This window comes from Haloarcula salinisoli (genome assembly GCF_019599405.1).
GTDB classification, from domain to species: Archaea; Halobacteriota; Halobacteria; order Halobacteriales; family Haloarculaceae; genus Haloarcula; species Haloarcula salinisoli.
Genome location: NZ_RKLQ01000001.1, coordinates 556,579 through 580,814, shown reverse-complemented (window position 1 = coordinate 580,814; position 24,236 = coordinate 556,579). Strand labels below are relative to the sequence as shown.

Annotated in this window: 25 protein-coding genes; 14 read left to right on the top strand and 11 right to left on the bottom strand. The window is 67.1% G+C overall.

All coding sequences use genetic code 11. The annotated features are described in order from the left end of the window. Positions 1-64 precede the first annotated feature (64 nt). Positions 65-1,384 carry a hemolysin family protein gene (locus EGD98_RS02990; protein ID WP_220586868.1) on the bottom strand — a complete coding sequence of 440 codons (1,320 nt, stop codon included), beginning with the start codon at positions 1,382-1,384 and terminating at the stop codon, positions 65-67. Between the two features lie 159 nt (positions 1,385-1,543). Between EGD98_RS02990 and EGD98_RS02985 the strand changes: the two genes are divergently transcribed. Together EGD98_RS02985 and EGD98_RS02980 are read left to right on the top strand one after the other, a co-directional pair. Further along, entirely contained in the window at positions 1,544-2,614 is a 1,071-nt protein-coding gene (locus tag EGD98_RS02985; protein ID WP_220586867.1) for an NAD(P)/FAD-dependent oxidoreductase, read from the top strand. 393 nt (positions 2,615-3,007) lie between these two features. Next, complete coding sequence (locus EGD98_RS02980) at positions 3,008-3,298, top strand: transcriptional regulator (RefSeq protein WP_220586866.1); 291 nt, start codon at positions 3,008-3,010, stop codon at positions 3,296-3,298. A 20-nt stretch (positions 3,299-3,318) separates the two neighbouring features. Here the strand turns inward: EGD98_RS02980 and EGD98_RS02975 are convergent, their stop codons facing one another. Then, positions 3,319-4,002 (bottom strand): SDR family NAD(P)-dependent oxidoreductase, encoded by a 684-nt coding sequence (locus tag EGD98_RS02975; protein ID WP_220586865.1) that lies wholly within the window; start codon positions 4,000-4,002, stop codon positions 3,319-3,321. An 89-nt stretch (positions 4,003-4,091) separates the two neighbouring features. Here EGD98_RS02975 and EGD98_RS02970 point away from each other — a divergent pair, with 89 nt between their 5' ends. Further along, positions 4,092-4,553 carry a cupin domain-containing protein gene (locus tag EGD98_RS02970; RefSeq protein WP_220586864.1) on the top strand — a complete coding sequence of 154 codons (462 nt, stop codon included), beginning with the start codon at positions 4,092-4,094 and terminating at the stop codon, positions 4,551-4,553. Positions 4,554-4,561: 8 nt separating this feature from the next. On the opposite strand, the gene EGD98_RS02965 is transcribed toward EGD98_RS02970, so the two are convergent. Both EGD98_RS02965 and EGD98_RS02960 read right to left on the bottom strand, forming a co-directional pair. Next, positions 4,562-4,699: a DpnI domain-containing protein gene (locus EGD98_RS02965; protein WP_220586863.1), complete on the bottom strand. Its 138-nt coding sequence runs from the start codon at positions 4,697-4,699 to the stop codon at positions 4,562-4,564. Between the two features lie 104 nt (positions 4,700-4,803). Continuing rightward, the gene (locus EGD98_RS02960) at positions 4,804-5,220 is read right to left on the bottom strand and encodes a Rieske (2Fe-2S) protein (RefSeq protein ID WP_220586862.1); all 417 of its coding nucleotides are present in this window, start codon (positions 5,218-5,220) and stop codon (positions 4,804-4,806) included. 95 nt (positions 5,221-5,315) lie between these two features. Here EGD98_RS02960 and EGD98_RS02955 point away from each other — a divergent pair, with 95 nt between their 5' ends. Then, positions 5,316-6,374, top strand: coding sequence for a saccharopine dehydrogenase family protein (locus EGD98_RS02955; RefSeq protein WP_220586861.1), 1,059 nt, complete (start codon positions 5,316-5,318; stop codon positions 6,372-6,374). A 9-nt stretch (positions 6,375-6,383) separates the two neighbouring features. Here the strand turns inward: EGD98_RS02955 and EGD98_RS02950 are convergent, their stop codons facing one another. The 5 genes from EGD98_RS02950 to EGD98_RS02930 all read right to left on the bottom strand — a co-directional run bounded on the left by EGD98_RS02950 (position 6,384) and on the right by EGD98_RS02930 (position 10,969). Further along, positions 6,384-7,256, bottom strand: coding sequence for an aminotransferase class IV (locus EGD98_RS02950; RefSeq protein WP_220586860.1), 873 nt, complete (start codon positions 7,254-7,256; stop codon positions 6,384-6,386). Continuing rightward, complete coding sequence (locus tag EGD98_RS02945; RefSeq protein ID WP_220586859.1) at positions 7,241-7,864, bottom strand: anthranilate synthase component II; 624 nt, start codon at positions 7,862-7,864, stop codon at positions 7,241-7,243. Before EGD98_RS02945 ends, EGD98_RS02950 begins: the two co-directional genes overlap by 16 nt. Continuing rightward, a complete protein-coding gene (gene pabB / locus EGD98_RS02940) occupies positions 7,861-9,333 on the bottom strand; it encodes an aminodeoxychorismate synthase, component I (protein ID WP_220586858.1) in 1,473 nt (490 codons plus the stop codon). The genes EGD98_RS02945 and pabB overlap by 4 nt, the downstream gene beginning before the upstream one ends. 102 nt (positions 9,334-9,435) lie before the next feature. Continuing rightward, positions 9,436-10,044, bottom strand: a complete 609-nt coding sequence (locus EGD98_RS02935) for a helix-hairpin-helix domain-containing protein (protein ID WP_220586857.1) — start codon at positions 10,042-10,044, stop codon at positions 9,436-9,438. 127 nt (positions 10,045-10,171) lie between these two features. Next, positions 10,172-10,969 (bottom strand): shikimate dehydrogenase, encoded by a 798-nt coding sequence (locus tag EGD98_RS02930; RefSeq protein ID WP_220586856.1) that lies wholly within the window; start codon positions 10,967-10,969, stop codon positions 10,172-10,174. 640 nt (positions 10,970-11,609) lie between these two features. On the opposite strand from EGD98_RS02930, the gene EGD98_RS02925 reads away from it, so the two are divergent. From EGD98_RS02925 to EGD98_RS02905, 5 genes are all read left to right on the top strand, one after another. Beyond that, complete coding sequence (locus EGD98_RS02925) at positions 11,610-12,971, top strand: sodium:calcium antiporter (RefSeq protein ID WP_220588021.1); 1,362 nt, start codon at positions 11,610-11,612, stop codon at positions 12,969-12,971. Beyond that, a complete protein-coding gene (locus EGD98_RS02920) occupies positions 12,971-14,320 on the top strand; it encodes a D-aminoacyl-tRNA deacylase (RefSeq protein ID WP_220586855.1) in 1,350 nt (449 codons plus the stop codon). The genes EGD98_RS02925 and EGD98_RS02920 overlap by 1 nt, the downstream gene beginning before the upstream one ends. 82 nt (positions 14,321-14,402) lie before the next feature. Beyond that, positions 14,403-15,569 (top strand): cell division protein FtsZ, encoded by a 1,167-nt coding sequence (gene ftsZ, locus EGD98_RS02915; RefSeq protein ID WP_220586854.1) that lies wholly within the window; start codon positions 14,403-14,405, stop codon positions 15,567-15,569. A gap of 68 nt (positions 15,570-15,637) precedes the next feature. Next, a complete protein-coding gene (locus EGD98_RS02910; protein ID WP_220586853.1) occupies positions 15,638-17,404 on the top strand; it encodes a DUF7827 domain-containing protein in 1,767 nt (588 codons plus the stop codon). A gap of 45 nt (positions 17,405-17,449) precedes the next feature. Next, positions 17,450-19,291: a DUF7827 domain-containing protein gene (locus tag EGD98_RS02905; protein WP_220586852.1), complete on the top strand. Its 1,842-nt coding sequence runs from the start codon at positions 17,450-17,452 to the stop codon at positions 19,289-19,291. Between the two features lie 9 nt (positions 19,292-19,300). On the opposite strand, the gene EGD98_RS02900 is transcribed toward EGD98_RS02905, so the two are convergent. Then, the gene (locus tag EGD98_RS02900) at positions 19,301-20,173 is read right to left on the bottom strand and encodes a helix-hairpin-helix domain-containing protein (protein WP_220586851.1); all 873 of its coding nucleotides are present in this window, start codon (positions 20,171-20,173) and stop codon (positions 19,301-19,303) included. A gap of 300 nt (positions 20,174-20,473) precedes the next feature. On the opposite strand from EGD98_RS02900, the gene EGD98_RS02895 reads away from it, so the two are divergent. The 5 genes from EGD98_RS02895 (at position 20,474) to EGD98_RS02875 (ending at position 23,859) form a co-directional block, all read left to right on the top strand. Further along, a complete protein-coding gene (locus tag EGD98_RS02895) occupies positions 20,474-20,653 on the top strand; it encodes a protein translocase SEC61 complex subunit gamma (RefSeq protein WP_220586850.1) in 180 nt (59 codons plus the stop codon). Positions 20,654-20,657: 4 nt separating this feature from the next. Next, complete coding sequence (locus EGD98_RS02890) at positions 20,658-21,095, top strand: transcription elongation factor Spt5 (protein WP_220586849.1); 438 nt, start codon at positions 20,658-20,660, stop codon at positions 21,093-21,095. Between the two features lie 339 nt (positions 21,096-21,434). Continuing rightward, positions 21,435-22,370: an ABC transporter ATP-binding protein gene (locus EGD98_RS02885; RefSeq protein WP_220586848.1), complete on the top strand. Its 936-nt coding sequence runs from the start codon at positions 21,435-21,437 to the stop codon at positions 22,368-22,370. Continuing rightward, positions 22,367-23,212: an ABC transporter permease gene (locus tag EGD98_RS02880; protein ID WP_220586847.1), complete on the top strand. Its 846-nt coding sequence runs from the start codon at positions 22,367-22,369 to the stop codon at positions 23,210-23,212. Before EGD98_RS02885 ends, EGD98_RS02880 begins: the two co-directional genes overlap by 4 nt. Continuing rightward, positions 23,212-23,859: a hypothetical protein gene (locus tag EGD98_RS02875; protein ID WP_236039216.1), complete on the top strand. Its 648-nt coding sequence runs from the start codon at positions 23,212-23,214 to the stop codon at positions 23,857-23,859. Before EGD98_RS02880 ends, EGD98_RS02875 begins: the two co-directional genes overlap by 1 nt. Here the strand turns inward: EGD98_RS02875 and EGD98_RS02870 are convergent. Continuing rightward, on the bottom strand, positions 23,856-24,146 hold the full coding sequence (locus EGD98_RS02870) for a DUF7565 family protein (protein WP_220586846.1): 291 nt from the start codon (positions 24,144-24,146) through the stop codon (positions 23,856-23,858). The genes EGD98_RS02875 and EGD98_RS02870 overlap by 4 nt on opposite strands. Positions 24,147-24,236: the final 90 nt, after the last annotated feature.

Here is a 24,236-nt window from a genome sequence, read left to right as displayed (position 1 = left end):
ACCGGCTCATAACCCAGCGGGGGCAAGAAGGTTGGTTTTTCCACCGATACCGCCGAAACCGCGATTACTCAGCAGCCGCGTCGAGGGGCTCGACCGTCACGGTCGAGATGCGGGCGCCGTCGACGGTCGCGACCTCGATGCGGTAGCCGTCGGCCTCGACGCCGTCGCCCGGCGACGGTATCTCGCCCAGCCGCGCGAGCACCAGCCCGCCGATTGTCTCGACGCCGTCGCTCTCGAAGGTCGCGCCCAGCTCCTCGTTGACGAGTGTCAGCGGGACGCTCCCGTCGATGTCGTACCGCCCGCCGCCCAGCTCTCGGACCGAGTGTTCGCGCTCGTCGACGTCGAAGCCGTCCCGCAGGTCGCCGACGACGGCCTCGACGACGTCCTCGATGGTAACGATGCCCTCGAAAGCTCCCCACTCGTCGATGACCGCCGCCATCTGCTGGTGTTCCTCACGGAACTGCAACAGGATGTCGTCGGCGGTCGCCGTCTCCGGGACCATGAGGAGACTGCGCGACAGTTCCGCCGCCGTGGTCTCCCCGTCGTCCTCGATAGCGCGCAACACGTCCTTGACGTCGATGAAGCCGACGACCTCGTCCTGGTCGTCAGTACCGACGACCGGGTAGCGAGTGTGGCCGGCGTCGAGTGCCGTCTTGCGAATCTCAGCAAGCGAGGCGTCGGCCGGGATGGAGACGACGTCGGGTCGCGGAACCATCACGGTCCGGACGGTGGTGTCGTCGAGGTCGAAGACGCGCTCTATCATCTCGACCTCGGCGGTGTCGACGTTGCCCTGCTCGCTGGAGCGGGCAAGCACGCGTCGAATCTCGCGCTCTTCGAGAGTCTCCTCGGTCTCCGAGGCCGGCGGGATACCGATGAGTCGGGTGAAGGCGTTGGCGGTCCCGTTGAACACGACCAGCCCGGGGTAGAACATGTAGTAGAACAGCTTCATCGGCGGCGCGACCAGCAGGGAGAGCCGTTCGGCCTCGGCGATGGCGATGGTCTTGGGCGCGAGTTCCCCGAAGACCACGTGCAGGAACGTGATGAAGCTGAAGCCGATGGCAAAGGCGACCAGATGGAGCAGATTCGCCGGCAGGAGCGGACCCAGCACCGGCTCGATGAGCGAGGCGACGGCGGGCTCGCCGGCCCACCCGAGCCCCAGTGAGGCCAGCGTGATGCCCAGCTGAGTGACCGCCAAATAGTCGTCGAGGTTGGCCATCACGTCCTGCAGCGTCTCGGCGCCGGCTTTCCCCTCCTCGGCCAGCTGCTCGACGGAGGTCGAGCGCACCCGGACGAAGGCGAACTCCGTCGCGACGAAGAAACCGTTCAACACGACCAGAACGAAGGCGATGAGGAGTCGCCCGAGCGCGAACGCGATATCTACCATCGGTACCTCCGAGAGCGCCAGAACCGACCACGGCGTCGAGTCATACCGGGACGTGTCGACGTGGAGACTTAAACGGTGGCGGAAAGGACCGGTCCGGTTGTGTGCCCCTGCTGCGTGGATGTCGGCCGTTTTTATCGGTCGAGCCCCTACGAACCTCCAATGTACACCGACGAGCAGTTCGACTACGACGTCGCAGTCGTCGGCGGGGGCCCCGCCGGATTGACGAGCGCACTGTACACGACCCGACTCGGCATGGATACCGTCGTGGTCAACCGCGGCGGCGGCCGTGCGGCGATGATGACCGACACGCACAACGTCATCGGCGTCACCGAGGACGTGAGCGGCAACGAGTTCCTGCAGACCGCCCGCGAACAGGTCGAGGACTACGGCGGAACCTACCGGCGCGGATTCGTGGAGTCGGTCGAACCGCTAGAGGACGACGACGGCTTCGGCGTGGCGACAGACGACGGCGACCTCACGGTGAAACGCGTCGTGCTGGCGACGGGCTTTGCCGACGAGCGGCCGGACCCGCCACTGCCACGGACCGGGAAGGGGCTCCACTGGTGTCTCCACTGTGACGCGTTCATGTTCGTGGGCGAGCCCGTCTTCGTGATGGGGACCGGCGAGGCCGCGGCCCACGTCGCGATGATAATGCTGAACTACACCGACGACGTGGACATCCTGACCCGTGGCGAGGAGCCCGAGTGGAGCGAGGAGACCCAGACACTGCTCGACAACCACCCGGTCGAGGTCGTCGACACCGAGCTGTCGGGCAAGCGTACCGACGAGAACGGCTGGCTGGAAGCCTACGAGTTCGAGGACGGGTCGGTCCGGGAGTACAAGGGCGGGTTCCCGATGCTGGGCTCGGACTACCACGCCGAAATCGCCGACGACCTCGGCGTCGAACGTAACGACGACGGCACCGTCGACGTCGACGACCACGGCGAAACGTCCGTTCCGGGCGTCTACGCCGTCGGCGACCTGACCCCGGGGCACAACCAGATTCCCGTCGCGATGGGCGAGGGCGCCGACGCCGGCATCGCCATCCACAAAGACCTCCGGAAGTACCCGCGGTCGCTGGAGGATATCGAGGCCGAGGGGGCGGTCGAGGACGTCGACGTACCCGCCGTCTCGCCGGAGCTCTTTGCGACGGCGCTCCAGCACGACGGCCACGCCGCCGGGCCCCGCTCGGTCGACGAGGAGGCAGAAGCCGCCGCGGACGACGACTGACTACACGCGGTGCGGTCCCTAGTCTTGCTTGGGAAGAAAACTCGATAGCAAACTGCCAGAAAGCCCCGGCAGGCTACACTCGGGGAGCTCGCTGCGCTCCTCGTCACTCATATGTTCGTTCCTGCGGTGCTTGTGTCGCCCGCCTTCGTGTAGCCTGCCGCCCCTTTCAGTCCCGCCCAGCGCTGTTTGACCAACTGGCATGGGTGGGACTGAAAGGGGCCGCGTTCTCAGCGAACCCCGACGAAGCAAGCACCGAGCGCGGCGAGGCGCGCAGCGAGTCGCGGGAGCTGAGAACGCGGGGGCTTTCTGGCTGTTTGCGGGCAAAGCTTCTTGAGTAACCACAACCCCCTAGCCGGCGACAAAAGCTATATCCGACCCTTCCCAAGCGTTCGTATGCGCGAGGCAAGTCGCACGACGCGCCAGCGCATCGCCGACCGCTTGCGCGATGAGCCCATGGCCGCGGGCAGTATAGCCAACGACTTCGAGATACCGACCAGCACCGCGCTCACACACGTCGAACACATCGCAAAGTCACTCGACGCGACCGACGAGGAACTGCTCGTCGCGCCGCCCGAATGCAACCAGTGTGGCTTCTCCGACTTCGACGACCTGACGAACCGACCCAGTCGGTGCCCGGAGTGCAAAGCCGAGAGCGTCGCGGAACCGGCCTATCGAATCGGATAAGTGGGCACCGCGTCGCCCGCTCAGAACGCCTCGACGTGGGGGCGCAGGTCCAGTTCGAGCGTCCACGCCGAGCGGTCCTGCTCGACGAGCGTCCAGTAGGCGTCGGCGATGGCGTCGGGGTCAAGGAGGTCTTCGTCGCCCCGACCCTGCGTATCTATCCCGCCATCGATGACGACGTGAGCGACGTGAATACCCTCGGGACCGAGTTCCCGCGCCATGGACTCCGCGAGCCCGCGGGCGGCGAACTTCCCGGCCGAAAAGCCCGGCGCGCCGCCCCGGCCCCGGACCGCCGAGGTCGCGCCGGTGAAGATGATAGTCCCGTCGCCCTCCCCGGCCAGCATATCCTCGATGGCCGCCTGGGAGCAACGGAACGCCCCGACGGCGGAGACATCCAGCGCGTGCTCGAACTGTTCGGAAGAGAGCTCTCGTATCCCATCCCACGAGCCGCCGCTGGCGTGGTTGACGAGTATATCGACCGAACCGAACTGCTCACGGACGGCCTCGAAGCCGGCCGTGACTGCCGCCTGGTCGGTGATATCCGTCGGGACGGCGAGCGCGTCCTCGCCCAGTTCCGCCGCGAGCTCGTCGACGAACTCGGTCGAGCGAGCGAACAGGCCGACCTGACAGCCCTCGGCGACGAATTTGCGGGCGAGCGATGCGCCAAGACCTGGGCCGACACCGGCGATGACTGCTGTGCGTGCCATACCGGAGTGACGGCCGCCGCACCCTAATTCGTGTGGGCGAGCCCGCCGGTGGGACAACGCCTATAGGAGTGCTCGACGCCCTCGGGGACATGGAGAAAGTCCGAATCGAGGACGTCGAGGGCCGACCCGGACCGGCCGCCGTGTCGCGCCCGCTGACGGATGCGGTGGGCGCCACCGAGATGGCCCTGAACTACTACGAACTCGCGCCGGGGGATAGCTTCGCCTACGGCTACCACCGCCACGAGCGCCAGGAGGAACTGTTCGTCGTCCAGACGGGGACCGTGACCTTCGAGACCGAGGCGGGGGACGTGCTGGTCGAGGGGGGCGAGGTGATCCGCTTCGCGCCCGGCGAGTTCCAGCGCGGGGTCAACGAGGGCGAGGAGCGCGTCGTCGCGTTCGCACTCGGCGCCCCGCGGGACCGGGGCGACACGGAGATTCGGCGACAGTGCGACGATTGTGGCGAACGGACCCGGCACACAATCGAACGAACCGACGACGGGACCCTGGCGCGCTGTCTGGACTGTGACGGCGTCACCGGTCGGTTCGAGTAGTCCGCGACTCAGTTGAGTTGTACGAGGTCCGCGCGGGTGAACTCCTCGTTACAGCAGTCACAGAAGTAGCCGCCGTGCTCCATAACCACTGGGTTGTTGTCGCATTCGGGGCAGACCGCTGACCGTGTCCGTTTTTCACGCGTCATGATACCAAGTAGCACGCATACTGTCATAACTGTGCCTGTTACTTACTCGTACCCCGGTTACCAGCAGTCAACTTACCGCGAGCTCACGTGCGCACCGACCACTGCTACTGGCCGGAAAAGCCGATTCGGCTTCCCGAGGAGAGGTCGTGGTCGCCCGAGGAACCCTGGTTCTCGAACTCGTAGCGGTCGTCGGTCAGGTAGACCGCGCCGTCCTCGACGGTGGTCTCGACTTCCTCCAGCACGGCACCCTCACAGGGGCCGAAGGTACACGACCCCGAACCGCGCTCGAACGTCGCCCCGTGTTTCTCACACACCAGTTCGTCCTCGCGCACCGTCGCACCGCTGCCCTTGTCGAGACGCACGTCCGTCCAGTGGGGACAGTAGTTCTCGAAGGCGACGACGCCATCGGCAAGCGCCACGAGAATCGCTTCCGAGGTGTCGAACCCATCCCGGACTGTAAAGAGAAAGCTCCCGTCCTGCGGGACGTCATCGACGGCCGCGATACGGCTGTCCTCGTCCATCTGTGGCGGCGATACGGTCCTGGGCGGTTTCAACGTCCCGGTTGGTGTCAGCTTTTGCGGCCAATCGTTTTGCGGGCGGCCCTCCTAATCCGGCTATGAGTGGCCTCCTCGTCTACGGCTCCTACGGCTACACGGGCAATCTCATCGCCGAAGCCGCCGCCGAGCGCGGGCTGGACCCGGTGCTTGCGGGGCGCGAGCGTCGGACGCTGGAGTCACAGGCCGCGCGACTGAACTGCGAGTTCGAGGTCGCGAGCCTCGACGAACCGACGGTGCTGGATATGGTGCTCGGAGACGCGACCGCCGTCCTCAACTGCGCCGGCCCGTTCTCGCGGACCTGGGAGCCGATGGTCGAGGCGTGCCTGCGCACGGGAACCCACTATCTCGACATCACCGGGGAGCTCACCGTCTTCGAGGCCATCCACGAACAGGACGACCGGGCCGCCGACGCGGGCGTCATGCTGCTACCCGGCGTCGGTTTCGACGTGGTGCCGACGGACTGTCTGGCCGCACACCTCGCCGAACGGCTACCCGACGCCGACCGGCTCGAACTGGCCTTCCGCGCCGAGAACGGCGTCTCCCGGGGGACGGCCAAGACGATGGTCGAGCACCTCGACGGCGGCGGCGCGGTCCGCCGTGGCGGTCGCATCGAGGACGTGCCGGTCGCTCACGAGAGCCGAACCGTAGAGTTTGGCTGGGGACTGGAGAGCCAGCACGTCGCCGCGATTCCGTGGGGCGACGTGTCGACGGCCTACCACACCACCGGTATCCCGAACGTCACGACCTACATGGCGATGCCCAGGCGGGCCGTCCGGATGCAGCGGATGGCCGGGCTCGTCACGCCGCTGCTCTCGCTCCCGCCGGTCCGGACCGGCCTGCAGTGGCTCATCGAGCAGACTACCGAGGGGCCCGACGCCGACGAGCGGGCGAGCGGGGAGAGTTACGTCTGGGGCGAGGCCCGGAACGACGATGGAGACCGGGCGGTCTCGCGGCTGCGGGGCCCCCAGACCTACGCCCTGACCGTCGAGACGGCGCTGGCGACGGCCCGGCGAGCGCTCGACGGCGACGCGCCCGCGGGCTACCAGACGCCCGCTGGCGCCTACGGCCCGGACCTGATTCTGGACGTGGAAGGTGTCGAGCGCGAGGACGTGGTGTGAGAGCCCCAATCAGTAGTGTGCGGTCTCGACCCGCTCGTCGTAGAGCCGCTGGAGGAGCTTCGTCATCGGGCCGGCGCCGATCTCGATGCCGTCGGCCGTCGCGATGGGGCGAATCTCCCACGTAGAATTCGTGAGAAACGCCTCGTTGGCGTTGCGCAACGCGTCCAGCGAGTAGGCGCCGGTCTCGACCGGGAACCCCTCCTCGCGAGCGAGCTCGATGACGACGTCCCGAGTGACGCCGGGTAACAGGTCCAGCTCCGCGCTGGGTGTCCGGAGGCCGTTCTCGGTCACGAAAAAGAGGTTGCTCGTCGCGCCCTCGGCGAGGTTGCCGTCCACGTCGCGAAGCAAACACTCGTCGGCGGGGTCGCCATCGCCCGCCGACCGGCGGAGTTCCAGCCGGCCGAGGATACCGTTCAGGTAGTTGTGGCTCTTGATGTCCCCGGGTATGGCTTCGCCCGGTACCCGCCGGGTTCGGACGGTCTGGACTGTCGCCGGGCCGTCCCAGACGCGCTCGCCGTCGCGACCGCCACGTGGCAGCGGCTTCGTGATGACCACGACCGTCGGGTCGACCTCGGGCTCGGGCGTGAGTTTCCCGGGCTGGACCCCGCGGGAGACCGAGACCTTCAGATACGCGTCGTCGAGGTCGTTGGCGGCGAGCGTCTCCGCGACCCGCTCGCGCAGGTCGTCGGGGACGGCGTCGGCAAAGCCCAGCGCCTCGGCGGTGTGGTGCAACCGGTCGCGGTGGGCCGCCCACTCGAAGGGGTCGCCGCCGTACACCCGCAGCGTCTCGAAGGCTGCGTCACCGTACATGAACCCGCGGTCGAGCACCGACACCGTGGCCTCGTCCTCGGGGACGAGCTCGCCGTCTACGTGGTATTGCATGAGAGACAGAAGTTCTCGACCATGGTCTTCCCGTGGTCGGTGAGGATGCTTTCGGGGTGGAACTGGACGCCGACGTGGGGCGCCTCGCGGTGGCGGACGGCCATCACGATGTCGGCGTCGGCGTCTTCGACCGTGTGTGCGGTTTCTTCCAGTACGTCCGGCAGGGCGTCACGGTCGACCGCCAGCGAGTGGTACCGGCCCACCTCGACCGGGTCCGGGACGCCCTCGAAGACACCCTCACCGTCGTGGGTCACCAGCGAGGACTTGCCGTGGACCACGGCGTCGGCGTGGCCCACCTCGGAGCCGTTGGCCGCACACAGCGCCTGATGCCCCAGACAGACACCCAGCGTCGGATACGACAGTTCGGCGAACGTCGGTATCGAGATGCCCGCCTCCTGGGGTGTGCCCGGGCCCGGCGAGACGACTATGCCGTCGGGGTCGAGGTCGTGGACGTCGTCGACGGTGATGGCGTCGTTGCGCCGGACGACGACGTCGTCCTCGTCGCCGCCCAGACGCAGGACCACCTCGCCGACGTACTGGACGAGATTGTAGGCAAAGGAATCGTAGTTGTCGACGACGAGGACAGTTGGGGCAAGTGAATCAGTCATTTCGCGCCCTCCACGGAGAGGTCCGCACGCTGGCCCAGCGCCTCGTCGACTGCAGTCACCAGGGCCCGCCCCTTGTCCAGCGTCTCCTCGTACTCGCGGTCCGGTTCGGAGTCGTGGACGATACCGGCACCGACCCGAAGGTGGTACTCGTCGCCGTAGCGGACCAGCGTTCTGATGACGATGTTCAGCGTCGCGCGGCCGTCGAAGCCGAAGATACCGATAGAACCGGTGTATGGCCCCCGACGGGTCGATTCGACCTCGTCGATAATCTCCATCGTCCGGGGCTTGGGCGCGCCCGTTATCGTCCCGCCCGGGAACACCGCCGCGATGGCGTCGGCCAGGGTGGCTCGCGAGCGAAGCCGCCCCCGGACCTCACTGACGAGGTGCATCACCTCGGAGTAGCGGTCGACGCGGCGGTAGTCAGTTACCTCGACGCTGCCGAACTGGCTCACCTTCCCGAGGTCGTTGCGCTCCAGGTCGACGAGCATCGCGTGTTCGGCCCGCTCTTTCTCGTCGGCCCGCAGGTCGTCAGCGAGCCGCTCGTCGTCCTCGGGTGTCGACCCCCGCGGCCGGGTCCCGGCGATAGGTTCGGTTACCAGTTCGTCACCGTCCCGATCCAAGAGCAGTTCGGGGCTCGCGCTGACGAGGTCGACACCGGGGAACTCCACCAGCGCCGAGTACGGCGCCGGGTTCACCCGCCGCAGGGCGTCGAAGGCCTCGACCGGGTGGACCGCCGCCGGGGCCGAGAGTCGCTGTGAGATGTTCGCCTGGAAGGTGTCGCCGTCGCGGATGTACTCCTGGACCGTCCGTACGCGCTCGGCGAAGGACTCGCGCGTACAGTCACTCTCGAAGGCGGCGCTGTCGGCCGCGACCGGCGGCTCGCCCACCGCAGGGTCGCCCTCGGTGACTTCGCGGGCCAGTTCCAGCGCGTGCTGGCGGGCGAACTCGTAGGCCACCCCCACGGAATCGTGGTCGTCGAGGCGCGGACAGGCCGTAATCGTGAGTTCGACCGGCCCCTCGCCGCGGGGTTCTTCCCACGCCGCGACGCGGTCGTAGGTCCCAATTTGGAGTCGCGGGAGTGCGCGGTCAGCGACGGCGCTGTCGGGCAGTGACTCCAGGTCCCGAACGACGTCGTAGGAGAGCCAGCCGATGGCACCACACGGGTACGGCACGTCGCAGTCGCCTCGGACGAGGTGGTCGTCAGCCAGGGCGTCTGCGAGGGCGGACAGCGCCGGGCCGTCGTCGGGACCCACCTCGGTGAACGCGGCGGGCGTGGTGGCGAAGTAGCCCCAGCCCGACTGCCCGCCGGTCGTTCCCAGGTAGACGCCGCCGGTCGGGTGGCGGGCCCGTCGGTAGGCGGTGAAGGGGTCGTCGACGGTGACGGTGACGGCGACGGGAATCCGGGCCGTCGGTGAGGCGTCCGCCGCGAGGGCCTCGAAGGTGTCCCGGCTCGTCTCGACCCGTGGCATTACCGATTGAAAGCAGCCCGGCGGATAATTCGCTTGCGGTTCTGGCAGTAGCCAGTCGGCGTATCGACCGGCCGACGACGGCCCGCGAGCGCTGTCACAGAATCAGTACTCGGTCGCCTGCTCGATCCAGCCAGCGACGCGGCTCTCGCCGAGCTCTATCTGGTCGGCCAGCTCGGCGGCATCGGCCGCGGCCAGTTCGCCGACGGTCTCGATGCCCGCGCCGGCCAGGCGGTCGCCGTAGGCCGGCCCGATGCCGTTCAGCTCCGTGACCGGGTCGGTGCTTCCCTCGACGGTCTCCGTATCGGTCGTCTCCTCGGCCTCGTCGACCGCTTCGGCATCCGCGTCGTCCGTCTCCTCGGCATCGGTCTCCTCGGTTTCGTCGACCCCCTCGGTCTCCGCCTCGCCCGTCTCCTCGGCATCGGCTGCCTCGGCGTCCGCCGCCGCTTCCTCGGCCGTCTCGTCCTCGTCGGCCAGCGTCTCGAACTCGTCGGCTGCTGGCGCCTCGTCCTCGGCGTCGTCGCTGTCCGCCGCCGAGTCACCGGGTTCGGCAGCCCCCTCGCTACTCGCCGTCTCTGTGCCTTTGACAGCGTCCTCGTCTTCCGTAGACGGCTCGCGCTCGACGGTGACGTCAACGTCGCCGGAGCGACCCGACTCCGACGACCCGGTCCCGTTGAGCCCGAGTGCAGATTTCAGCTTCTGAAGCAAACCCATACGCTCCTGTTCTGTGCCCCTACACTAATCTTTTGCTGGTAAGGGTTCCGCAGACTTCCGGCTGTGTGTCGATGAAGATACTCGCCACCCCGGGGGCCGAATGCTTCGAAGTGGGACGGCCGTCGTGTCAGAGCCCCGCCCGGAGCGCCTCGTTCATCGCGTCGACCGGCGCCGACTCGCCGGTCCAGCGCTCGAACGCCTCGACGCCCTGGAACAGCAGCATCCAGGCTCCGTCGACGGTGGTGGCCCCGGCCTCGTCCGCGTCCCGGAGCAGCCGCGTCTCGATAGGGGAGTACACCGCGTCCAGCACCGCAAGGTCCTCGTGGAGCGTGACAGCCGGCACCGGCGTCTCGTCCTCGTCCATCCCGACGCTGGTGCAGTTGACCAGCACGTCGGCGCTGGAAAGCAGGTCCGCGAGCGCGTCGAGACCGTGGCCGCTCGCACCCGGCACCGCCGCGGCCAGGTCGTCGGCCTTCGACGCCGTCCGGTTGGCTATCTCGACGGTCATCCCCTCGTCGGCCAGCCCGAAGGCGACGGCGCGACCGGCGCCGCCCGCGCCGACCACGACTGCCGTCCCGTCGAGGGATACGTCGTGGTGGTCCAGCGCGCGGACCGCGCCGACGGCGTCCGTGTTGTATCCCCGTGGCTCGTCACCCGAGAAGTCGACCGTATTGACCGCGCCGATGCGCTCGGCCAGCGGGTCGGTCTCCACAGCGTCGAGGACGTCCTGCTTGAACGGGATGGTGACGTTCAGCCCCGCCACACCGAGTCGCTCCGCCGCCGCGACGGCCGCCGCCCCCTCGTGGGCCGGTGGCTCGAAAGTAACGTACTTCGCGTCGATGTCCAGCGCCTCGTAGCCCGCCTCGTGCATCGGCGGCGAGAGCGAGTGTCCCACCGGATTGCCGATGAGGCCGTAGACTTGCATACTCGCGTGACCGGTGCCGTCCCTCTTGAACGCCACGCTCCCAGTCGAAACAGACAGTATGCTTACCCCGGCAATCTGCAAGATTTAGGACAGCCAGAAAGCCCCGACCTGCTACACTCGGGGGGCTCGTTGCGGTCCTCGCTCGCTTCGCTCCCTGCGGTCCTTACGTCGCCCGCCTTCGTGTAGCAAGCGAGGTCGGCAAAGCCGACCTCGTTAGTCGTGGCGGCGGAGCCGCCACGCAGCCGCCCCTTTCAGTCCCACCCACGTGGTTGGCCAACCGGATACGGACGGGACTGAGCGGAGCCGTAGGCTCCGCGAGGGTCGGGAGGCGCGAAGCGTCTCCAGGGACTGAAAGGGGCCGCGCTCTGGACGAACCCCGACGTAGCAAGCACTGGACTGAGCGAAGTCGTTCGAAAGGCGCAACGCGCCTTTCGTGATGACGAGAGAGCTTTGCTCTCTCGAACCACGAAGGAAACGCGCAGCGAGTCGCGGGAGTCCAGAGCGCGGGGGCTTTCTGGCTGTTCTGCAGACCGGAACCAATGACAGTGTTCGTCACCCTGATTCCTAGCCGTTCGTTTCGCAACCTTTTCCACCGGACCCCTGCTGTGCTCTCCTAGTGAGCCGCCTGAGTCATCCGCTCGTGCAGGTGGGGGGTGCGGCCCTGTTGACCGTCGGCTGGGTCGCCGTGCTACTCCTTGGCCTCGACCTCGGCGTCCTGGCGACCGTCGGCGTCTCGGGGGTTGCGGTCCTGGGCGCGTCGTTCCTGCTGGCCTGGGGCGCCGAGACTGCCGAGAAGGACGTCCCGCGAGCGTTCGCCATCGCCGTGCTGGCGGTGCTTGCGGTCGCGCCCGAGTACGCCGTCGACGCGCTGTACGCCTGGAACGCCGGGGCCGGCGGCGCGACGGCCGAAGCCTGTGCACAGCTGAGTGCCGAGCAGATACAGGCGAGCCAGACGACCCTCGCCCGTGGCTGTCACGACGCGAACCTGGCCATCGCGAACATGACCGGCGCGAACCGCATCCTCATCGGCATCGGCTGGGCCGGCATCGCCGTCTTCACCGTCTGGCGGGCCACCAAGACTCGTGACCAGGCCGTCGAGAAGCGCGGGGGGTTCCTCAAGGACGCAGTGACGCTGGACCGGGATATCGCGACCGAGATAGCGTTCCTCTTCGTGGCGACCGGCTGGGCGTTCCTCGTCCCGCTCGGTGGCGGTATCGGGCTGGTCGACACGCTGTTCCTGGTTGGGCTGTACGTCACCTACATCGGGCTGGTACTGAAATCCGACATCGAAACCTCTGACCACACCGTCGGCGTCCCCAAGTACTTCCAGAAGTGGTCGCTACCGTGGCGGCCCATCGTCGTCCTCACGCTGTTTGCGTACTCCGGCATCCTCATCTTCACCGCCGTCGAGCCCTTTGCCCACGGCCTGGAGGAAATCGGGCTCCAGAACGGCATCCCCGAGTTCTTCATGATTCAGTGGGTCGCACCACTGGCGAGCGAATCGCCCGAACTCATCGTCGTCGCAGTGCTAGTGAACAAGGCCCGCTCGACGGCCGGCTTCAACGCGCTCATCTCCTCGAAGCTGAACCAGTGGACGCTGCTCATCGGGACCATCGCCGTCGTCTACTCCATCGCGCTGGGCGGGCTCGGAACGTTGCCGTTCGACCAGAAGCAGGCCGCCGAAATCTGGATTACCGCCGCCCAGTCCTATTTCGCGCTGGCCATCCTGGTCAACTTCGAGATTACCATCCGCGAGGCCGTCGCCCTCTTTGGCCTCTTTATCTCGCAGGTGGTCGTCGAGTTCATCATCATCCGCGACCTGCTGGTCCTGCCCTTCGACAGCTACGAACTGCTCGTCGGCTACACCGTCCTGTATCTCGTCATCGGGACCGCGCTCTTTGCCGTCCGGCGGCGGGCGCTCGCCCAGCTGTTCGGGCTGGCAGGTGACGCGTTCCGGTCGGCGCTGGGCCGGGAGCCGGTCCACGAGGAACTCGCAGACTGATGCTCGCTATCGTCGTCTCACGGGCAGACGAGGCGAGCGTCCACATCGGCGAGCAGCTGCTGGATATCGCGGACTGGACCGAGACCGTCGACGACAGTCGTCCCGACGCCGACGGCGGCGGGACCGTCTACCGGACCGACGGGGCACAACTCCGAGAGTTCGAGGGACGCCACCTCGAACTCGAAGATGTGGCCGAAGCGTTCGAGGAGCCGTCGCTGTTGGTCTTCGCCTCCAAACACGCCGGCGAGACGGACGAGCTGCTGACCGCACACCACACCGGGAACTTCGGCGAGGCCGAATACGGCGGCGAGAGCGGTCGGTTCGCGCGAGCGGCGCCCAACGCCCATCGCACGGTCGTCCACGCGCTGGCAGCGCACGCCCCCGAGTCGTACGACGTTGGCATGGAGTGTACCCACCACGGACCGACCGAGGTTGGCGTCCCCTCGATGTTCGTCGAGGTCGGCAGCGCCGAGCCACAGTGGCGCGACCCCGCGGCGGCGCGGGCTGTCGCCGAGGCGATTCTCGACTGCCGGGGCGTCCCAGCGGACGCCCCCGCGGAGGACGGCCACCGCCGACAGGTCGTCGGGTTCGGCGGCGGCCACTACGTCCCGCGGTTCGAGCGGGTCGTCAGGGAGACGGACTGGGCCGTCGGCCACATCGGCGCCGACTGGTGTCTGGACGCGCTGGACGACTTCGCGAGCGACCACCAGTACGAAGCGGTCGTCGAGCGCGCCTTCGCGGCAAGCGGCGCCGAGTACGGGCTGGTTACCGGCGACCACCCCGAGCTCGTCGACACCGTCGAGTCGCTGGGCTACCGCGTCGTCGACGAGCGGTTCCTCCGCGAGACGACCGGCGTCCCGCTCGAATTCGTCGACGCAGCGGAGTCGGCGGTGGAACCAGTCAGCGAGGGGCTCCGATTCGGCGAGGCGGCCCGAGACGCCGACGAGTGGCGCGTCGTTTCCCTCCCAGAGGAACTGCTCGCCGAAGCGACCGGCATCGACGGCGACGCCGTGCGGTCGTGGGTCGAGGCCAACACCCTCGCCTTTGGCACCGAACAGCAGGGGACCGTGGTCACTGGACCAGTCGTCCTCGACGCGACCACTGACCGGGCCGCGATGGTCGACGCGCTGGCCGACGTCCTCCGAAAGCGCTACGACAGCGTCGAGCGCGACGGCGACGAACTGCGCGCCCGCGAACAGCGGTTCGACCCGGGCCTCGCTGACACCCTCGGTATCCCGGAAGGACCGAAGTACGGGCAGCTTTCCGCCGGCCAGTCCGTCGAGGTCGATGGGAGAGTAATCGACCCCGAGACGGTCCACAGCGAGCGTATACGTTGCTTTACGTTGTAGGAAACTGCGACGAGAGCCGTCGGCCACCCGTCTGACACAGGGGGAAAACTAATGAGTGTTCGTCTGCAACGGGGATTTAAATATGGACTCGATTATCGACGACGCCATCGACGAGGCCGAAGGGGAGCCCGAGGAGGGCGCCGACCCCGAAGCCAACAGCCAGCACGAACCGACCCCCGACCGGGAGGACGTATCGACGTCGGGGACGATGACAGACGACGAGCTCGCGAGTGTCGTCAAGGACCTCGAAACCAAGATTACGGTGGTCGGCTGTGGCGGCGCCGGCGGCAACACGGTCACCCGGATGATGGAAGAAGGCATCCACGGCGCGAAGCTGGTCGCAGCCAACACTGACGCCCAGCACCTCGCCGACGAGGTCGAGGCCGACACGAAGATTCTGATGGGACGCAAGCGCACCGGTGGTCGCGGTGCGGGCTCGGTCCCGAAAATCGGCGAGGAAGCCGCCCAGGAAGACATCGAGGACATCCAGCAGTCAATCGCGGGGTCGGACATGGTGTTCGTCACCGCCGGGCTGGGCGGTGGCACGGGGACCGGGTCGGCCCCCGTCGTCGCCCAGGCCGCCCAGGAGGAGGGCGCACTGACGATTTCCATCGTCACGATTCCGTTCACCGCGGAGGGTGAACGGCGGCGCGCCAACGCGGACGCGGGGCTCGAACGCCTGCGCTCGGTGTCTGACACCGTCATCGTCGTCCCGAACGACCGCCTGCTGGACTACGCGCCCAGCATGCCCCTGCAGGACGCGTTCAAGATCTGTGACCGCGTGCTGATGCGCTCGGTCAAGGGGATGACCGAGCTGATTACGAAGCCCGGGCTGGTCAACGTGGACTTCGCCGACGTTCGCACCATCATGGAGAACGGCGGCGTCGCGATGATCGGCCTCGGGGAAAGTGACAGCGAGAACAAGGCCCAGGACTCCATTCGCTCGGCGCTGCGCTCGCCGCTGCTGGACGTGGAGTTCGACGGCGCCAACTCCGCGCTGGTCAACGTCGTCGGCGGTCCCGACATGAGCATCGAAGAAGCCGAGGGCGTCGTCGAGGAGATATACGACCGCATCGACCCCGACGCCCGCATCATCTGGGGCGCGTCGGTCAACAACGACTTCGAGGGGAAAATGGAGACGATGATCGTCGTCACCGGCGTCGAGAGCCCACAGATATACGGCCAGAGCGAAGCCAAGCAGGAACGGGCCGCCCAGCAGGCCAACGAAGACATCGACTACGTCGACTGAGCGGCGGCGTATTTTTCGGTTCGTCGAACACACATTTATTAGCTGTCAGCTCAGGGCTGGGACTGTACATGGCCCTCCACACCCCCTCCATGCGGCTTGTGACGGTACTGTGCTGTCTCGTCGCCGTGAGTATGGTCGCCGGCGTCGGGAGCGCGGCTTCCCAGGTCGCTATCGCGGACGGCCCGAGCAACGAGACGCTCGGCGACGTGGTCGAAATGACAGTGTCGATGCCGGAAAACGGAACCGCGACGGTCGTCGTCGAGGGCAGTAACGTGGACTACTACCGGCAGCTCGAAATCACCGATACGTCGGGCGATAGCCAGGTAGCCCTGGCAGTGAACACGTTCACGAGCTCGCGAGGCAACTGGAGCGGGCCCGTCTACACCGTCGATGCGAACGACAGCGTGACTGTCGCGGGGACGACCGGTGAGCAGTGGCGGGCCGGCGAGTACGACATCTCGGTGTACACCGGCCCGACGACCGAGGGCGAGCCGGTGGAGACGACCGCTGTAACGGTCACCGAGCCGTCGTACGGAGACGTCTCCTACAGCGTCGGCCCCGCGAACGCCTCGTCGGAGCTGCGGACCCACGAGGACCTCAGGCAGGCCCGAGCACGTGGGGTACTGGGAGACGGTCCGACGTTCGTCCCCGGCGACACGGTGGTAATGGCGCTCCGCGTCGAGGGCATCGAGGGCGCGCTGGCCGCCCAACCCGGCGCGAACGACACCGAGCGGTTCACGACGATGCTTGAGCGGTCGGATACGTCACTCTTTCTCGAATGGCGGTATACGCCGATGGCTGACGAACCACAGCGCAGTTTGGACCGGACCAACATCGCCGCCGTCGTCACCGACAGCCGAAACGACACGTACCACGTCGTCCTCGACAGTGCCGAGGCGGGACTCGTGCCGACCGCGGACGAGAACGCAGAGGAGGGGAGCGAGTTCCGGCCGCATTTCCGCGTCGCGGGAGCCTACCAGTTGTCCGAGGACCCAGACGACAACCCGGGGTTCGAGCTCGAGGAGGCCGAAGCCGAACTGCTGACGACCGCGGAGCCGGTAGCCGACGGCGAGGCCGTCACCATCAGCGGCGAAACGACGCTCGCACCGACCTCGAAGGTGACCGTTCGTCTCGTCGCTAACGATACTCTCAGCTCGATGGCGGGGCGCGTCGGCCCGGACGGCGGGTTCAACGTGACTCTGCCAGCGGACGCCGAGCGGCGGGCCGACAGCGCGACGCTGACGGTCCTGTACGATGGCGGCGTCATCGAGACGATATCTGACCGGACGGCGCTGTCCGTCCCGTCCAACCAATCCATCGCCGACGGGACACTACAGGTCCCGCTGTTCTGGGTGGCAGAAGCGGGATACTCGGATACGGCGTACGTCCACGTCGTCGGCCCCGACGGGAGCGTCGTCGGCCGGAGCCCGGAACTCCGTGAGGGCAAGAGCTACAACGTCACGATATCGCTGTCCATCTCCGAACTCGGTCCCAGCGAATCCCTCGTCGTCGTGCCGGCAGAGGACGATACCATCGACCCCGACCGTGTCAGCTACGACAACGCCTTCCTGGTCGACGGCCCACCGGCTGGCGTAGCGGTCGACCTTACCACTGAGGATGTGACCGAGGCGTCCACGCCGAACGAGACGGCCACGAAGCCGTCGGACACACCCAGCGATGGCGAGACAGCGGCTGGACTGCCGGGGACGGATACGCGTACTGGGACAGCTGCCGGCACCGCGACCACGGCCGCCGACGGCGCCGGGTTCGGTGTGCCGGCCGCGCTGGTAGCAGGGCTGCTCGCACTGGTGGTCGGGACACGCCGGCGGCGCTGACCACCGCCACATTCATTTCCTTTCCCAGACATGACGGCGATAGCTATGGTCCCGCAGCGACTCGCCCTCCTCACCTGTAGCGTCGTCCTCCTCGCCACAGTCACGGCCGGGCCGGGCATGGCCACCGTCGACTCGGACACCGACGTCGACGACCCGCCGACGAAGAACCTGTGTAGTGTCGCCGGCGACGGTGATACGGAGCGGGGCGTCGGTGTCGAGGACGCCCAGACGAACGAGACTCTCGGCGACGTCGTCGAACTGCCAGTGTCGGTCGCCGAGAACGGCACCGCGACGGTCCACGTCACCGGACCCGGCGACCTGGAGTACCGGCGGCAGGTGACGGTGACAGACACGTCGGGTGATGGAGAGATACGCCTGTCTCTGAACACGTTCGCGGCGTCGCGAGCGAACTGGACCGGCCCCGCCTACACTGTCGGCGCGAACGATACCGTAACCGTCACCCGGAGCGTCGGCGACCAGTTGACGGCCGGTCGGTACGACATCTCGGTGTACGCCAATACGACTGCCAACGGGACGGTGACCGATGGAGAGCCGACGTACGCGACCGAGATGGCGCTCGCAGAGCCAACTGACGGACGCCTCTCCGTCGCCGTCGCTCGCTCGAACGCGTCGGACACCCTCGACACGCGCCAGGACCTCGAACGGGCACGAGCCAGGGGCCAGTTGGGCACCGTAACGGACTCCGTGGCGACCGGCGATACGGTCGTGCTCAGCCTCCGGGTCGACGGGCTCGAAGGTGTCCTGGCGACCGCCCAGGGTGCGAACGACACCGCCCGCTTCAGCGGGATGCTGGCCCGGACGAACACGTCGCTCCGAATCGAGGGAAGAGGCTTCTGTCGGCCGCCACCGAAAATCAGCCTGAACGAGGATACTATCGACGCCGTCATCGCCGACACCAGAAACGACACTTTCCACGTCGTGGTGAACACGGCCGGCGCGGGCGTCACCCCGGCAACCAACGACCGGATAGATGAGGGTGACGAGCTGGGAGTGATGTTTACTATCGACGGCGAGACGCGGGTCGACGTTGAAGAGGCGTTCGAAATCGACGGCCCGGAGGCGGAGTTGCTGACAGACGCACGCGCAACCCACGACAGCGACACCGCCACCGTCCGGGGGGAGACGAATCTCGCGCCAGGGTCGGACGTGGTCGTTCGTCTGGCCGCCGACGGCACCACCCTCAGTTCGGCGTCGGCGACTGTCGGCCCCGAGCGGCAGTTCGACGCGACCCTCGCAGTAGGAGCGGCGCGCCGGACCGACAGCACGACGCTGACGGTACTGCACAACGGGACCGCCATCGAGACGATATCTGACCGGACGGTGCTGTCCGTCCCGTCCAATCAGTCCATCACCGACGGCACGTTAGAGGTCCCGTCCTTCTGGCACCCGGACGACATCTACCCGTTCAACGCGTACATCCACGTCATCGGCCCCGACGGAAGCGTCGTCGGCCGGAGCGGGAGACTCCATGAGGGCGAGTTTCACAACGTCACGATATCGCTCTCTATCTCCGAACTCGGTCCCAGCGAATCCCTCGTCGTCGTGCCGGCAGAGGACGAGAGCATCGACCCAGAGAGCGTCAGTTACGACAACGCGTTCCTGATTGACGGGCCGCCGGCCGGGATGCGTGTCAACATCACCACGGTCAGTGCGGACGAGGCGTCAGCGCCGAACGAGACGACCACAGAGCCGTCGGCCACACCCAGCGAGGAGGAGACGTCGACAGTACCGTCGGGAACGGACACGCGTACCGGGACAGCTACCGGCACCGAGACGACGGCCGCCGACGGCGCCGGATTCGGCGTACTGGCCACGCTCGTGGCGGGCCTGCTCGCGTTGGTGGCCGGGACACGCCGGCGGCGCTGAGGCCAGTGCTTACGCCTGCGCCTGCGCGCTCGTGACCCACTCGTCGGCGTGGTCCTCCGAGACCTCCGCCGCCTCGGCGACCGTCGCCGTGTCGGCTTCGGCCAGGTGGTCGACCGACTGGATGCCCGACCCACGGAGTCGGTCGGCGTAGGCCTCGCCGAGCCCGTCGATACTCTCGAGTCGCTCGCTGTGGGCGTCGCCGTGGTGGCCCCCGTTGGCTGTCGTCCGGACGTCGTTCGAGAGCGCCTCCTGGGTGGTCTCGGCGACGGCTTCTGCCTCGTCGGACGTGTTCTCGGTGACGGTCTCGGCCGCGCGAACGCCCTCGACGGTGTCATCGTGGGGCTCGCGCCGTGCCGTGAGCGCGGTCTCGACCACGAGTTCCTGCTGGCGCTCGCTCAGCTCGTCGAAGGTCTGGCCGAACTCCGACTCGAACTTGTTCCAGGCGCGCTGCTGGGTCCGTTCGAAGTCGTCGAACTGGCTGTCGAGCGCCTCACGGAACGCCTCGTCGTCCAGTGCCGACTCGAGGGCATCGAGCTGGCCGTTGAACAGCTCCTGGGTCAGCTCGGCGCCCTGTTCGAAGCTCGCGTTCATGAGCTCCTGGGTCATCTCGGCGTTCTGCTGGAACTGCCGGTCGAGCGTCGACCGGAACTCGTCGTCGTCCAGCGACGACTCGACGGCGTCGAGCTGGGCGTTGAACAGTCCCTGAAAGAGGTCCACGGCCTGGCGCTGGGCGGACCGCTGGGCGCTGATGCCGTTGTACATGAACGCCTCGAAGGCGTTCTGCTGGAGCTCGAGTCCCTGCTGGAGGAGGCCCTGGGTGTGCTTGATCGATTCGCGTTGCATCTCGACGGCCACGTCGAATGGAGTCGTGATGTCACTCATGGGAATCTCTGGTGTTGGGCGCCGCGGCCCCAGTGAAGATGACGGGGCCAGCGCCTGATTTCGCATCTGAACGGAGGGGACTCAGACGCATAAGCGGCGAGCTTGCAAAACACATCTGGGCATTTATCCCGGCATCGATACCGAGAGATTGCATCATTGGTTGGTATTTTCTAGCATTTCGGAACCAATGGCCGTCGCTGGACCGCCATACGCAGACCTCCCGAAGCGACCACTCTGGTGTCTCCCGAGCGGGCGGCGCCGACCACAATATAGAAAAGCCACCGGGCGGTAAGCCCCGATATGAACGTTCCGTACGACCTCACCTCCTACGTTCGCGTGCTCAAACTGGCGAGTACGCCCGACTGGGAGGAGTTCTCCCAGATTGCAAAGATTGCCGGTGCCGGCATCCTCCTCGTGGGGCTCATCGGCTTCATCATCTTCGCCCTGATGACGTTCGTCCCGGGCAGCAAGCCGGTGTAATCCGATGGGAATCTACGCAGTCAAGACCACGGCGAGCCAGGAGCGGACCGTCGCGGACATGATCATCAACCGCGAGGAGCCCGAAATCCACGCGGCGCTGGCGCCCGACTCGCTGACGAGCTACGTGATGGTCGAGGCCGACGACCACTCCGTCTTCGAGCGCATCCTCGACGAGATCCCCCACGCCAACGGCGTCGTCCAGGGGGAGTCCTCGATGGCGGAAGTCGAGCACTTCCTCTCGCCGAAACCCGACGTGGAGGGCATCGCCGAGGGCGACATCGTCGAGCTCATCGCCGGCCCGTTCAAGGGCGAGAAGGCCCAGGTCCAGCGCATCGACGAGGGCAAGGACCAGGTCACCGTCGAGCTCTACGAGGCGACGGTCCCGATTCCGGTGACGGTGCGTGGTGACCAGATTCGCGTGCTGGATTCCGAAGAGCGGTAAGGAAATGTCCGGCGGCGGAGTCGCCGGTTCACTGAACGCGAACCGAGTGAGCGTTCAGCCTTTTTCGCCACCGAAAGACTCGCTCCGCTCGTCTTTCGAGCCTTCGTTCGCTGCGCTCACGACCACTCCTCGAAAAACGTGAGGCGACGGTCCCGATTCCCGTCACAGTTCGGGGCAAACAGATTCGAATGCTGGACGGTCCTCAGAAGGCGAACATGTGAGTGTCCCGGAAGCTGTAACATACATCAGCGTCCGATACAATCCGGGTGCAGTCGGTCAAATTTTCCTTTGACTATACAGAAAGTTTACCCCAGTAACTCGTGATTGGCCAGTTACACGATGGCTGCTATCCGAACGAAAGGGTTGACGAAGCGCTTCGGCGACGTCGTCGCCGTCGACGACCTCAACCTCACCATCGAGGAGGGCGAGGTGTTCGGGTTCCTGGGTCCCAACGGCGCCGGGAAGTCGACGACCATCAACCTCCTGCTGGATTTCATCCGGCCCACCGAGGGCAGCGTCGAGGTGCTCGGGCGGGACGCACAGACGAACCCGGAAGCGATACGCCAGCGGGTCGGCGTCCTGCCCGAGGGGTACGGCTTCGACGACCCGCTGACGGGCCGGGAGTATCTCTCGTGGGCGATACGGACGAAACGCGCCGACGACGACGCGGACGACCTGCTCGACCTCGTGGGGCTGGCCGACGACGCCGACCGGCTGGCCGGCGACTACTCGAAGGGGATGCAACAGCGCCTGGCCTTCGCCATCGCGCTGGTGGACGACCCCGACCTGCTGATTCTGGACGAACCATCCACGGGGCTGGACCCCAACGGCATCCAGCAGCTCCGTGACGTGGTCCGCGAGCGGGCGGCCGGCGGGACGACCGTCTTCTTCTCCAGCCACATACTCTCGGAGGTCGAGGCGGTCAGCGACCGCGTCGGCGTGATGAACGAGGGTGAACTGGTGGCGGTCGACAGCATCGAGGGGCTGCGCGAGAGCGCGGGCGGGCACGCGACCCTGCACCTCGACTGCGCGTCGTCGCCGACCGGGCTCGGTGTGGACGCGCTCGCCGGTGTCGCAGGGACCAGCGTCGAGGACCGGACACTCGTGGTCGACTGCACCGACCCGACCGCGAAGGTCGACGTCGTCACCCACGTCGCCGAACGTGCGACCGTCGAGGACATCCGTTCCGAGACGGTCTCCCTGGAGACGCTGTTCAACGACCTGACTGCCGGCGGCCGCGACGACGCCCGTCCGGTCGAGGAGGTCCAGCAGTGACGCTGCGCGACATCACCCGCAAGGATTTCACGGCAGCGCGCCGTTCGCGGGGCCTCTGGGCCGTGATGACACTGCTGGGGCTGCTGACGACGCTCATCGCCTTCGGGTTCTCGGGGTATCGGCTCGGCCCGGAAGAGACGGTGGTGCGGCTGTTCCGGACCATGGGCGGGGTCTTCGGTCTCCTGTTGCCCATCGTCGCGCTCGTGGCAAGCTACATGGCTATCGCCGGCGAGCGCGAGAGCGGTGGTGTCAAGTTCCTGCTCGGGCTGCCCAACAGCCGCCGGGACGTGTTCCTCGGGAAGCTTGCGAGCCGCCTGGGCGTCGTCACTATCGGCATCGCGTTCATGTTCGCCACCGCGACTGCGATGGCCGTGGCCCGCAACGGCGCACTCCCCGTCGGCGTCGTCGTGGGGATGTTCGCCGTCTCACTGTTGTATGCTGCCGTCTTCGTGGCCGTCGCCGTCTCGCTGTCGGCCATCGTCGCCGAGCGGAGCCGGGCCATCGCCGCCGCGGTCGGCTCGTACTTCCTGCTGGTGATGTTGTACGTCATCCCCGGCGTCAGCGTCGCACTGCTGGTTCGGTTCGTCCACCAGACGCTGCTGGGGTTCGAGCCGAACGTCGACCTCTACAACGCCGTCCTCTACACCAGCCCGCTCATCGCCTACCGGAAGGCGATGAATCTGGTCGTCCCGACCGACGTGGAACGGCAAGTGCTCCAGCAGCCACCCGACTACACGCTACCGGGATATCTCGGCGACGAACTGTCGCTGGTCGTCTTCGCCGTCTGGCTGGCGGTCCCGCTGGCTCTGGGCTACTGGCGGTTCGAGGGGGCTGACCTGTGATGGACCGCGACCTGACCGACACCGCGGCGACGGTGCTGCTCATCGTCGGTGTCGCCGCCCTGTTGGTGCCGGCCCTGTTCCCGGTCCAGCAGGTGCTGTACCACGAGACGAGGTCCGGAACGACGTCGAACGGCTCGGAGCTACGCGAACAGGGGTACACCGTCATCGGGTACGAGAACCTCTCCGAGCGGGGCCAGGAGATATACGTGGCTGCGCTCGAATCCAGAGGAGAGTACACCGTGCCGGCCGGCCAGGGGGCGCCGGAGTTCCCGTACGACGGTGCCGACGAGCTGGGCGATGTGAACCGTTCCGAGGAACCAGCGGTACGCCAGCGGCTGACCAGCGTCGTCATCGAGCGACCAGACGACGCCGACCTCCCACCGCCCGACGAGCCAGTCGACCGTATCAGAGCCGAGCCGCCACAGCGGGAGGGCGCGGCGGCGGGCGGGCCCGAGACAGCGACTCGGGGCGAGGAGGCGGCACAACAGCTCGAACAGCGGCGACAGGTTGTTGGGAAGTACGACCTCATGACCGTCCGGAAGGGGACGCCCCCGGCGACCGACAGCGGGACGCTCCTGCGGCTGGGGTCGGTGCTGTTGGGGACAGTCAGTGTCGGTCTTGGCGGCTACCTCCGGTCGCGACCCTAGCCTTCCAGCCGCTCGATGACTTCGTTCATGTCCGCCTCGGACTCGATGGACTCCTTGATGTTCTCGCGTCGGCGGACCTCAGCGGCGGAGGCGTCGTAGGCCCGGACGTACTCGGCACGGGAGTGCTCGTCGAACGCGTGCTTGATGGCGAAGTAGCCGTCCGGGACGACCGTCCCACAGACCTTGCAGGTGATGCGGTCGTGGTCGGTCGACTGGTGGACGATGAGCTCCTCGACGCGGTCGAACTGGCTGTCGTCGCCCTCGATGGCACACTCCCAGCGTGGCATTGGAGAGAGGCAGGCACCCCGGTAATAAAAGCGTTCGCCACGGCGGACCGACACTTCCGCGAATAGAAACCCCTAATGGGGCGACAAGGG

Excerpts from the sequence above, each read along its gene's own strand:
- EGD98_RS02990 (WP_220586868.1), bottom strand. The coding sequence starts at position 1,384 with ATGGTAGATATCGCGTTCGCGCTCGGGCGACTCCTCATCGCCTTCGTT.
- EGD98_RS02985 (WP_220586867.1), top strand. The coding sequence starts at position 1,544 with ATGTACACCGACGAGCAGTTCGACTACGACGTCGCAGTCGTCGGCGGG.
- EGD98_RS02980 (WP_220586866.1), top strand. The coding sequence starts at position 3,008 with ATGCGCGAGGCAAGTCGCACGACGCGCCAGCGCATCGCCGACCGCTTG.
- EGD98_RS02975 (WP_220586865.1), bottom strand. The coding sequence starts at position 4,002 with ATGGCACGCACAGCAGTCATCGCCGGTGTCGGCCCAGGTCTTGGCGCA.
- EGD98_RS02970 (WP_220586864.1), top strand. The coding sequence starts at position 4,092 with ATGGAGAAAGTCCGAATCGAGGACGTCGAGGGCCGACCCGGACCGGCC.
- EGD98_RS02965 (WP_220586863.1), bottom strand. The coding sequence starts at position 4,699 with ATGACGCGTGAAAAACGGACACGGTCAGCGGTCTGCCCCGAATGCGAC.
- EGD98_RS02960 (WP_220586862.1), bottom strand. The coding sequence starts at position 5,220 with ATGGACGAGGACAGCCGTATCGCGGCCGTCGATGACGTCCCGCAGGAC.
- EGD98_RS02955 (WP_220586861.1), top strand. The coding sequence starts at position 5,316 with ATGAGTGGCCTCCTCGTCTACGGCTCCTACGGCTACACGGGCAATCTC.
- EGD98_RS02950 (WP_220586860.1), bottom strand. The coding sequence starts at position 7,256 with ATGCAATACCACGTAGACGGCGAGCTCGTCCCCGAGGACGAGGCCACG.
- EGD98_RS02945 (WP_220586859.1), bottom strand. The coding sequence starts at position 7,864 with ATGACTGATTCACTTGCCCCAACTGTCCTCGTCGTCGACAACTACGAT.
- pabB (WP_220586858.1), bottom strand. The coding sequence starts at position 9,333 with ATGCCACGGGTCGAGACGAGCCGGGACACCTTCGAGGCCCTCGCGGCG.
- EGD98_RS02935 (WP_220586857.1), bottom strand. The coding sequence starts at position 10,044 with ATGGGTTTGCTTCAGAAGCTGAAATCTGCACTCGGGCTCAACGGGACC.
- EGD98_RS02930 (WP_220586856.1), bottom strand. The coding sequence starts at position 10,969 with ATGCAAGTCTACGGCCTCATCGGCAATCCGGTGGGACACTCGCTCTCG.
- EGD98_RS02920 (WP_220586855.1), top strand. The coding sequence starts at position 12,971 with ATGCTCGCTATCGTCGTCTCACGGGCAGACGAGGCGAGCGTCCACATC.
- ftsZ (WP_220586854.1), top strand. The coding sequence starts at position 14,403 with ATGGACTCGATTATCGACGACGCCATCGACGAGGCCGAAGGGGAGCCC.
- EGD98_RS02910 (WP_220586853.1), top strand. The coding sequence starts at position 15,638 with ATGGCCCTCCACACCCCCTCCATGCGGCTTGTGACGGTACTGTGCTGT.
- EGD98_RS02905 (WP_220586852.1), top strand. The coding sequence starts at position 17,450 with ATGGTCCCGCAGCGACTCGCCCTCCTCACCTGTAGCGTCGTCCTCCTC.
- EGD98_RS02900 (WP_220586851.1), bottom strand. The coding sequence starts at position 20,173 with ATGAGTGACATCACGACTCCATTCGACGTGGCCGTCGAGATGCAACGC.
- EGD98_RS02895 (WP_220586850.1), top strand. The coding sequence starts at position 20,474 with ATGAACGTTCCGTACGACCTCACCTCCTACGTTCGCGTGCTCAAACTG.
- EGD98_RS02890 (WP_220586849.1), top strand. The coding sequence starts at position 20,658 with ATGGGAATCTACGCAGTCAAGACCACGGCGAGCCAGGAGCGGACCGTC.
- EGD98_RS02885 (WP_220586848.1), top strand. The coding sequence starts at position 21,435 with ATGGCTGCTATCCGAACGAAAGGGTTGACGAAGCGCTTCGGCGACGTC.
- EGD98_RS02875 (WP_236039216.1), top strand. The coding sequence starts at position 23,212 with ATGGACCGCGACCTGACCGACACCGCGGCGACGGTGCTGCTCATCGTC.
- EGD98_RS02870 (WP_220586846.1), bottom strand. The coding sequence starts at position 24,146 with ATGCCACGCTGGGAGTGTGCCATCGAGGGCGACGACAGCCAGTTCGAC.